This is a genomic window from Nocardia sp. NPDC004722 (assembly GCF_053601505.1).
This window is the reverse complement of record NZ_JBSGBY010000334.1, coordinates 1-9,268: the sequence shown is the minus strand read 5'-3', so window position 1 is coordinate 9,268 and position 9,268 is coordinate 1. Positions and strand designations below refer to the sequence as shown.

Here is a 9,268-nt window from a genome sequence, read left to right as displayed (position 1 = left end):
GGGACCCGAAGGGGTACTGGAGGGCGGCATTGGGTCGCTGTCGGGCCGCCGCGGCGAGATCGCGCAGCCGCCCCGCCTGCCCGCGCGCGGCGATCAGTGGCTCCGCCGCGCGAATGCTGCGCTCGCGCGCCCCGGTCACCGGTAACTCTCTTGCCACAGTCTGCACGATAGCCGTTCACCAGCGAATAAAGAACTTCTCCTTGACGGTTAAGAGTAGATGCTTAAAGCTGCTTGTGACTGTCGTCACCCAGAAGGACTGAATTCGCGATGATCCTGGACACCTTCCGACTGGACGGCCGCGTCGCCGTCGTGACCGGCGCGGGCCGCGGCATCGGCGCCGCCACCGCCCTCGCCCTCGCCGAAGCCGGTGCGGACGTGGCCATCTCGGCCCGCACCGCCTCCCAACTCGACGAAGTGGCGGGCAAGATCCGCGCCCTGGGCCGCAAGGCCGTCACCGTCCCCGCGGACCTGTCGGACCTCTCCGCCGTCACCGCCCTGGCCGAGACCGCCGCCGCCGAACTCGGCCGCCTCGACATCGTGGTCAACAATGTCGGCGGCACCATGCCCAATACCTTCCTCACCACGACCCCCGAATTCCTCGAAGAGGCATTCCGTTTCAATGTCTCCACCGCGCACGCCCTCACGCAGGCCGCGGTGCCACACATGTTGAAGAACGACGGCGGCTCGGTCGTCAATATCTCCTCGATGATGGGCCGCTCGCCGGGCCGCGGCTTCCTGGCCTACGGCACCGCCAAGGCCGCGCTCGCGCACTGGACCCGGCTGGCCGCCGCGGACCTGTCACCGCGCATTCGCGTCAATGCCATCGCGGTCGGCTCGGTGCTCACCTCCGCGCTGGAAGTCGTTGCGCAGCAGCCGGAGATCAAGAAGCAGATGGAGGACGCCACCCCGCTGCACCGCCTCGGTGAGCCGTGGGAGATCGCCGCCGCCATCGTCTACCTGAGTTCGCGGGCGGGCGGCTACGTCACCGGCAAGGTGCTCGAGGTCGACGGCGGCATCGCCGCGCCCAACCTGGACCTCCCCATCCCCGATCTGTGATCCGCCGCGCCCCAGGAGTTCTCCCATGACATATCGCGTAGTCCAGTGGAGCACCGGCAATGTCGGCCGGCGCACGCTGCGTTCCATCATCGCCCGTCCCGAACTCGACCTGGTGGGTGTCTGGGTGTCCAGTGCCGCCAAGGCCGGGAAGGACGCGGGCGAACTGGCCGGTCTCGACCGCGAGATCGGCGTCACCGCAACCCAGGACGCCGACGCACTGCTGGCCCTGAAACCCGACTGCATCGTCCACACCGCCATGGCCGACGACCGGCTGATGGAGGCCGTGGAGGATCTGAAGACCTTCCTGCGCGCAGGCATCAATGTCGTCTCCAGCAGCCCCGTCTTCCTGCAATTCCCGTACGGCACGCTCCCGGACGAGGCCATCGCCCCGATCATCGAGGCGGCCGAGGAGGGCGGCGCGTCCCTGTGGGTCAACGGCATCGACCCCGGCTGGGCCAACGACTGGCTGCCGCTGCTGCTGACCAGCGGCTCCGAGCGCATCGACAAGATCATCTGCTCGGAGGTGATGGACTACTCCACCTACGACAACCCCAAGGTGCTCTTCGACATCATGGGCTTCGGCAGCGCCCTCGACGACCTGCCGCTACTGCTGCAACCGGGCGTGCTCACCCTCGCGTGGGGCAGCGTCATCCGCCAGCTCGCCGCCGCCCTCGACATCGAACTCGACACCGTCACCCAGCATTTCGAGCGCCTTCCGGCGACCGAGGACTTGAAGGTGGGCGGCCGCACGGTCGCCGCGGGCACCGCCGCCGCGCTCCGCTTCCAGGTACACGGCGTCAGCAAGGGCCGCGAAATCCTCAGCCTCGAACACACCACCCGCCTGCACCCCGACCTGGCTCCCGACTGGCCCCAACCGGCCGGAAAGGGTTGCTACCGAGTGGAAGTCCAGGGCGAGCCCGACTACATCCTGGACCTCCAGCTCTACAGCAACGGCGACCACGCCGAAGCGGGCATCGTCGGCACGGCAGCCCGCCTGGTCAGCGCCGTCCCGGCCGTCATCGAGGCCCGCCCCGGCCTGCTCACGGCCACCGACCTCCCTCTCACCACCGGCCGCGGCCTGGTCTCCTGACCTCACCACACCCGATAAGGCACCGTGGCGGCGTATCCACTCACCCGATCCGCCACCACGGTCAACCGCAACTTCCACTCCCCCGCCACCGGCACCCGAACCGGCCGCGACACAAAGTAATCCGGCCCGATCTCCACGGGTTCCACCCGCCGAAACACCACCTCGACGGGCCCGACACCGCCCTCGTCCCGTTCCAGCCGCCCGGTCACCTCCAACGCGCCCACCGGATTCCCCGCCGAATCTCGCAGCCGCACAGTCAATTCCTGCCGCCCGGCGTGTGCCCCGTCGACCCGCACCTCCGCCCGCAACGGCCCGACCTGCGCACTCATCGCGACCGGCGGATCATACGTATCCCGTGCGGGCGCAACCCCGGTCAGCAATGCGGTCACCACCAACACGGCGACCTGCACACCCAGTTCCGCGCGCACCGCCCAGGCCGTACCCACGCCCGACCGCCGCGCGGAACCCGACAGGTGCACCCCTGCACCCGGGCCCACAACGGCGCGGGTTCGCATCTCTGATGTCCCGGCTCGCCGCGCCACCAGCGCCGCTCCCAAGGCGGCCGCGACCAGAGTCACCTTGGCCATCAGCAGCAGTCCCCACGACGTACTCCACAGCGCCGCAACCGGACTCACCGCCCGCCACGCCTGGAACACCCCGCTGACCACCAGCACCCCGACCGCCACGGCCGCCACATATCCGAACCGCGCCACCACCTGAGCCCGCCGCGGCGTCCGCCAGGCCAGCCCCACCACAACCACCCCGCCGACCCACACCGCCATGGCGAGCACATGCAGCACCGTCGAAATCACCGCCGCCCACCGATACTCCCCCGCCACGGCATGCCCACCCACCGCTTGGCCCAGCACCACAACGGTTCCCGCCACCGCGAAGATGAATCCGGCACGCCCAGTTTTACCCCGCGCGTGGTCGAACCAGTTGTCCGGGCCACCCGATACGGGCGCCTCCCCAACGACTTTCGCGCTGTCGGCGTCGTAAGCGAGCGCTATCGCCCCCACCGCCTTGGCCAGGAGGGCCGCGCCGACCAAGGAGGTCGCCGACTGTACCCACGTACGCGGCTCACCCCAGCCGCCCGCGCCCGCGAGCCGACCCGGGATGAGTGCGAAGGTCGCCAGGGCGGTGACCACGGTGGTGGTCGCGCCGATGCGGATCAGTTGGCCGACCGCCCGGGTCTTTCCGGCTTCCGGCCAGACCAGCCGGACCGCCACCGGAATGCCCACGGCCAGTGCGATTCCCAGGTATCCGAGCGCGGTCAGTAGCCGCACGATGACGTCGAGCGCGGCGATCAGCGGATCGGGTGGTGTGGCTGTCACTGTGAGGTCGGGTGGGACGCCGATGCCGAACACGATGGAGCCCGCCACCACATGCCCGTCGGCCGACAGTAGTGACCAGCCGAGCAGGTAGGTGCCGTTGGTCAGGCCGGATCGCAAGGGCAGCACCACCGTCCGACCACTGTCCGTGGTCGTCGACGTGCCGTCGTCGGCGCGGGTTCCGTCGCGGTCGGTGACGGTGACCGCGTTCGGCGCGGCCGTCACGGGTTCGTCGAAGGTGATCGACACCCGCGTGGGCGCGTGGTCGACCATCGCCCCGTAGCCAGGGTCACTGCTGACCAGCACGGCGTGCGCGGAAGCCGTTGCGGCGCCGAGAAATACCGTGGTCAGCATCAAGCCGACGGCGCACAGCACCACGACCACGCGCTGCGCGCCGCGAGCGGGTAGCGGCACCGATTCTCGACGCACCGTCAACGTTTGACGCGGAGACGCCCGAGCTTCGGCGCGGCGGATACGACGAGCGCGCCGAGCGCGACCACCAGCGCCGCCACGGCGAGCCGCGAATCCCGGTGCGCCGCCGAGGTGTCCTGGGTGGCGGATGGATGCTCGTGGGCATCGTCGTGCCCGCCGGAAAGCTTCAGCACGGGTGCGGGCTTGTCCGGTGTGGTGCCGTCGGAGGATCGCTCGATCCAGGACACCACCGAGCCGTCGCTGTAGGTCTGGATGGCCGGGAACGCCAGTTCACTCACGTGCGGCAGCGGCCCGACCTGCAGTTTGAACTCTCCGAATTCGCCGGGCCGGATCGAGACTCCGTCCTTCGCGGTGAAGGTGACGCTGGAGACGTAGTCGGTGACTTTGCCGCCGTGCCCGTTGTCCACAGGCGTCCCCAGGGTTGTACGCTTCTGCGTCACATCCCATCCGGCGACAGCTTCATTGCGCACCACCGCCAGCGGATGATCCTGCGGCAGTGTGATTTCCAGCTTCACCGTGCCCGCCGTCGCCGACTCGGTCGGCACCCGCACCGTCACCACCGCGAACCCGCCCGGCTCGGCGTCGGGTGCGCTGACCCCGACATGCGCGGCGGCGGTCCCGGCTCCTGCGAGTCCGAGTCCGGCCACCAGCACCGTGCCGGCGATCAACCGTGCGAATGTCACTGTGTTTCTTCCTGTTCTGTAGAGTCGGCGAGCCCCGCGACCACCGCGATGGCCCGCCCTTCATGTGCGATGACAACCGGTGCCGTATGCCCGGCGAGACGAATCCGCGCCTGCGACAGCGGCTCGGTGGTGCCGACGAACGGCAGCGGTGCTCCCAGGTGAGCGCTCACCGGATCACCAGCGGGTGCGTCGGCGAGGGCCTCCGCGGTGACGGATCCAAGGATCTCGGCCACGACGGTCGGACCGGATACCCTGCGCTGCAATACAACCGGCAAGACCGCACCGTTTCCGAGCAATGCCCGGGCCTCGGCCACCGTCGCCCCGGAAGGCACAGCGGCCAGGTCGGCGTCCCGATCGAGATCGCCCAGCACGTCACCGACCGTCGGCCCGCTCGCCCCCGTGGTGAGCGGGAATCCCAAGCTCCCCAGCCATTCATCGTTGTAGTACTTGGACAGATACGCCCGCCCCGAGTCCGGCGCGACGACCACGACCACGTCCTCGGGCCCCAGCGTCCGCGCCGTCCGCAGCGCCGCCGCGATGGCCGTCCCCGACGAACCGCCGAGCAGCAGCCCCTCCTCCCGCGCGATCCGATGCAGTACCCGAATGGCTTCGGCATCGGCGATCCGCTCGATCCCGTCCACCACCTCCGTGTGATACGACTCCGGCCATTCATCGGCGGCCGTCTCCGGGTGCAGGAAGTGCCCGACCGCCTCGACGTACCAGATCCGCCCGTCCCCACCGCCGTACACGGAGGTCACCGGGTCCGCCCCGATCACTCGGACCGCACCGCCCGACGCCTCCTTCAGATACTCCCCGGTCCCGGTGATGGTTCCGCCGGTCCCGACCCCCGCCACGAAATGCGTGATGCGCCCGCCGGTCTGATCCCAGATCTCGGGTCCGGTGGTGGCCTTGTGCGCGGCGGGGTTGGCGGGATTGTCGTACTGTCCCGCGAACCAGGCCCCCGGAATCTCCTCGGTCAGCCGCAACGCAACCGACCGCAGATGCTCGGGATGATCGACCGGCCGCAGCCCGGGCGTCTCGTGCACTTCCGCCCCGTGTGCCCGCAGCAGCGCCTTCTTCTCCGCGCTCACCCGATCCGGCACCACGACCACCGTCCGGTACCCGCGTGCCGCCGCCAGCGCCGCCAGCCCGAGCCCGGTATTCCCGGAACTGGCCTCCACCACCGTCCCGCCGGGCCGCAGTTCCCCGGCCCGCTCAGCGGCCAGCAGCATGCCGAGCGCGGCCCGATCCTTCACGCTCCCACCGGGATTGAGGTATTCGAGCTTCACGTACACGGTGGCCGAGATGTCGTCGACCACTCGGTTCAGCCGCACCAGCGGGGTGTTCCCGATGGCCTCGGCGACGGAGTCGTACACGCCCGCGGTGCGGGTGGAAACACCGGTCATGCGGCAGCCCTGCCTGTCTCGCCGAGCGCTGCGAACAGCTCCCGGCGCAGTCGTAGATACTCGGGGTCATCGTGATCACGTGGTCGGGGCAGCTCGATCGCCAAGTCCCGCACCACCTTTCCGGGTCGCGGCGTGAACACCACGACCCGGTCGGCCAGTCGCAGCGCCTCGTCCACGTCATGGGTGACCAGCACCGCGGTGAATCGGTCCCGCTCCCACAGCCGCGCGATCTCGCCTTGCAGGGTGGCGCGGGTGAGCGCGTCGAGCTTGCCGAGCGGCTCGTCGAGCAGGAACAGCCGCGGCCGGTTCACCAGCGCCCGCGCCAATGCCACCCGCTGTGCCATGCCGCCGGACAGCTGCGCCGGGTAGGAATCCCGGAAACCTTCCAACCCAACAAGTTCCAGCGCCTCAGCGACCTGGTTGCGCTCGGCGGCCAGCGTGCCTCGTGCCTGCGGACCCAGCGCCACATTCTGTTCGACGGTCCGCCACGGGTACAGCGTCGGATCTTGGAACATCAAGGCCCGGTGCGGATCCGGTGCCGTGATCAGCTCACCGTCGGCCCGCAGGGTGCCGCGCGAGGGCCGGTCCAGTCCGGCCAGCAGCCGCAGCAGCGTCGACTTCCCGCACCCGGACGGCCCCAGCAAGGCCACGAACTGCCCCGGCTCGATGCGCAGCGAGATATCGGTGAGCACCCGCAGTCGACCCAACTGCTGCGCCCGCGTCGGCTCCGGCGCGGGCCGCCCCAGCACCCGATCCAGCACGCTGCGCTTGCGTGCCCCGTCCACCGAGAACTGGTGCGACACACCGTCGATGTCGATCGCGATTCCGTCGCTCACCATCGCACCAGATCCTTCTGCCAGGCCAGCGCGCGATTGCGCACCCGCAGCAGTCCGCTGATCGCGGTGCAGCACACCACGATCATGATCACGATCGCGGCGTACATCCGCGGATACGCCGCCCACCCCTTCGTCCACTGGATGTACCAGCCCAGCCCGTTCTTCACCCCGAGCAGCTCCGCCACCGCGAGCGCCGTCAGCGAGGCGCACAATCCCATGAACAGCCCGGTGAAAATGCTCGGCAGCGCACCCGGCACCGCCACCCGCCAGATCAGGAAGCGATTCGACGCGCCGAGCGTCTGCGCCACATCGAAATACCCGCGGGCCACCCCCGACACACCGACCCGGGTCAGGAACGCCACCGGGAACCAGACACCCAGCGCCACCATGAACACACTGCCCAGATACGTGCTCGGGAACAGGATGAACACCACCGGCAGAATCGTCGCGGGCGGCACCGGCCCCAGCGTCAACAGAATCGGATGCGTCCAGTACGCGACGCTCCGCGCCCATCCGGTCGCGATACCGGTGAGCAGCCCGCCCACCGCGCCGATCGCGAAGCCGGTGATGAGCAGCAACAGCGAATGCCAGGTGCACGACAGCAGCAGCCCGCCGTCCTCCCAGAACACCAGCAGCATCTGCTGCGGCGACGCGAAATGCGGCGGCTCCAGCCAGCCGGTCTTGGCGGTGCTGTACTCCCACACCAGGATCCATGCCGCCAGCACCCCGAGCCATGGCGTCCAGTGCCGCAGCCGCACGGTCGCCTCCCGGCTGCGATAGGCGATTGCCGCCCAGGCGGTCAGCCCGAAGGCGATGGCGGCGAACAGGATTCCCGCCGCGGTCGGCGCGGCCGCGGTCAATCGGTCGGGGACGACGAGCGTCACCGCCGCCGTCAGCACCCACAGCGACCAGGCCGTCACGAACCCGAGCGTCGGCGAATACCGGACCACGGCGGGTCCCGCCGCCAGCTGCTCCGCCTCGGCGGCAACGCTTTCCGCCGGAGCGGTCGTCACCACGTCAAACCCAGATCCGCGAATACCTTGTCGGCCAGCACCCGCGAGTCGGTCTTGCGATCCAGATATCCGGTCTTGGCGAACTTCTCGATGCCCGGCGTGATCTCCGGCTTGAATTTCACCGCGGACGGGTTGTACCCGTAGGTCTTCAGCGTCGACTCGACGACCGTGAGATCCGCCGCCACATACTTGTTGTCCACCTCGAGCGCCGCGGTCTGCCCCAGATTCGCGCCCACCCAGCGGCTTCCCTCGGCCCAAGCCGTGACCAGCGCCCGCGCGGTATCCGGATCCTCGCGCAGCAGCCGCCCGTTGAGGGCCGTCGCGCAGCAGAACAACTGCCGGTTCGCGCCCTGCTGATTATTGGTGAGCTCGCGCGCCTTGCCTTTCAACGTGGGCAGCAACGCATTCGGATCGCTGCCCGCGACCGCCTGGATCTCGCCGCGTGTCAGCGCATCGCCAAGCTGATCGCCGGGAAACACCCGCCACTCCACGTCCTGACTCGGATTGATCCCCGCGTCCAGCAGATCCAGCGAGAAGAACGACATCGACGAATCGCCGATCGCGCCCACCCCGATGGTCTTGCCGCGCAACTCCGCCACCGACTTGATCGGGCTGTCGGGCGCCACGATGATCCGCAGGCACCCCTCGTGCAGCCCCGCCGCGAGCTTGGCGTCGATACCCTGCTCGATCGGCTTCAACCAGGAGAAGAAGATCCCCGGCGCGGCATCCAGCTTCCCCGCCCCGACCGCGTCCTTGATCTCATCGGCCCCGGTCTTGACCACCTCGACCTTCAACCCGTGCTTCTCGAAAATCCCCTGGTGCAGCGCCGCGAACAGCGGCGCTTCACACACCCCGCCCCCGAACCCGATCTTCAACGCCCGATTCACCGGCCCCGACCCGGGCGTCCGACGCGTGGTCAGCCAAGCCCCCAGCCCACCACCGGCCACCACCGTCGCGGCAATCCCCGCCCCCGCGAACAACTTCCGCCGCGACAGCGTCGGAACCTCCAGCTCCGCAGGCGCTCCCAAGTCCTCCGACTCGTCCGCCTCGCGCCCCGCGGCGCCCTGCTCGTTCTCGCCCGCCATCGCCGCAACCCTCCATCGTCGCACCGCGCCCCGCACCCTCTATTCGGTGCCGAACGCCTCGACGTCAGATTCGCAAAGCGACCCACCCGCGAACAGATTTCCCCTCACCACGAACACAAGTCCCCGCCAACGCAAAAGAGGCGAGGACCACATGGTCCTCGCCTCTCATCCGAGCCGCCCAGGGGAATCGAACCCCTGACCTTTTCATTACGAGTGAAGCGCTCTACCGACTGAGCTAGGGCGGCGTGCCTTCCGGCGGTGCGAGTCTATCGTCTTGTGCCCGAATCGCGAAAACGGGTGCCCGGGGTGATCCGCGACACGCCGGTGGTCAGGCGG

The 9,268-nt window shown here is 69.2% G+C and carries 8 protein-coding genes and 1 tRNA gene; 2 read left to right on the top strand and 7 right to left on the bottom strand.

Features of this window, described 5'->3' with window-relative positions:
- Positions 1 to 267: 267 nt before the first annotated feature.
- Together ACWELQ_RS28010 and ACWELQ_RS28005 are read left to right on the top strand one after the other, a co-directional pair.
- The gene (locus ACWELQ_RS28010) at positions 268 to 1,056 is read left to right on the top strand and encodes an SDR family oxidoreductase (protein ID WP_452400024.1); all 789 of its coding nucleotides are present in this window, start codon (positions 268 to 270) and stop codon (positions 1,054 to 1,056) included.
- A gap of 25 nt (positions 1,057 to 1,081) precedes the next feature.
- Positions 1,082 to 2,146, top strand: a complete 1,065-nt coding sequence (locus ACWELQ_RS28005; RefSeq protein WP_452400023.1) for an NAD(P)H-dependent amine dehydrogenase family protein — start codon at positions 1,082 to 1,084, stop codon at positions 2,144 to 2,146.
- A 2-nt stretch (positions 2,147 to 2,148) separates the two neighbouring features.
- Here ACWELQ_RS28005 and ACWELQ_RS28000 read toward each other — a convergent pair whose 3' ends face one another.
- From ACWELQ_RS28000 to ACWELQ_RS27970, 7 genes are all read right to left on the bottom strand, one after another.
- The gene (locus ACWELQ_RS28000) at positions 2,149 to 3,906 is read right to left on the bottom strand and encodes a copper resistance CopC/CopD family protein (protein WP_452400025.1); all 1,758 of its coding nucleotides are present in this window, start codon (positions 3,904 to 3,906) and stop codon (positions 2,149 to 2,151) included.
- A gap of 2 nt (positions 3,907 to 3,908) precedes the next feature.
- Positions 3,909 to 4,592: a YcnI family protein gene (locus tag ACWELQ_RS27995; protein WP_452400022.1), complete on the bottom strand. Its 684-nt coding sequence runs from the start codon at positions 4,590 to 4,592 to the stop codon at positions 3,909 to 3,911.
- Positions 4,589 to 5,998 (bottom strand): PLP-dependent cysteine synthase family protein, encoded by a 1,410-nt coding sequence (locus tag ACWELQ_RS27990; protein ID WP_452400021.1) that lies wholly within the window; start codon positions 5,996 to 5,998, stop codon positions 4,589 to 4,591. The genes ACWELQ_RS27995 and ACWELQ_RS27990 overlap by 4 nt, the downstream gene beginning before the upstream one ends.
- Positions 5,995 to 6,837, bottom strand: a complete 843-nt coding sequence (locus ACWELQ_RS27985) for an ABC transporter ATP-binding protein (RefSeq protein WP_452400020.1) — start codon at positions 6,835 to 6,837, stop codon at positions 5,995 to 5,997. The genes ACWELQ_RS27990 and ACWELQ_RS27985 overlap by 4 nt, the downstream gene beginning before the upstream one ends.
- Positions 6,831 to 7,847 (bottom strand): ABC transporter permease, encoded by a 1,017-nt coding sequence (locus ACWELQ_RS27980; protein ID WP_452400019.1) that lies wholly within the window; start codon positions 7,845 to 7,847, stop codon positions 6,831 to 6,833. Before ACWELQ_RS27980 ends, ACWELQ_RS27985 begins: the two co-directional genes overlap by 7 nt.
- The gene (locus ACWELQ_RS27975; protein ID WP_452400018.1) at positions 7,844 to 8,932 is read right to left on the bottom strand and encodes an ABC transporter substrate-binding protein; all 1,089 of its coding nucleotides are present in this window, start codon (positions 8,930 to 8,932) and stop codon (positions 7,844 to 7,846) included. The genes ACWELQ_RS27980 and ACWELQ_RS27975 overlap by 4 nt, the downstream gene beginning before the upstream one ends.
- A 172-nt stretch (positions 8,933 to 9,104) precedes the next feature.
- A tRNA-Thr gene (locus ACWELQ_RS27970) sits at positions 9,105 to 9,177 on the bottom strand.
- Positions 9,178 to 9,268 lie beyond the last annotated feature (91 nt).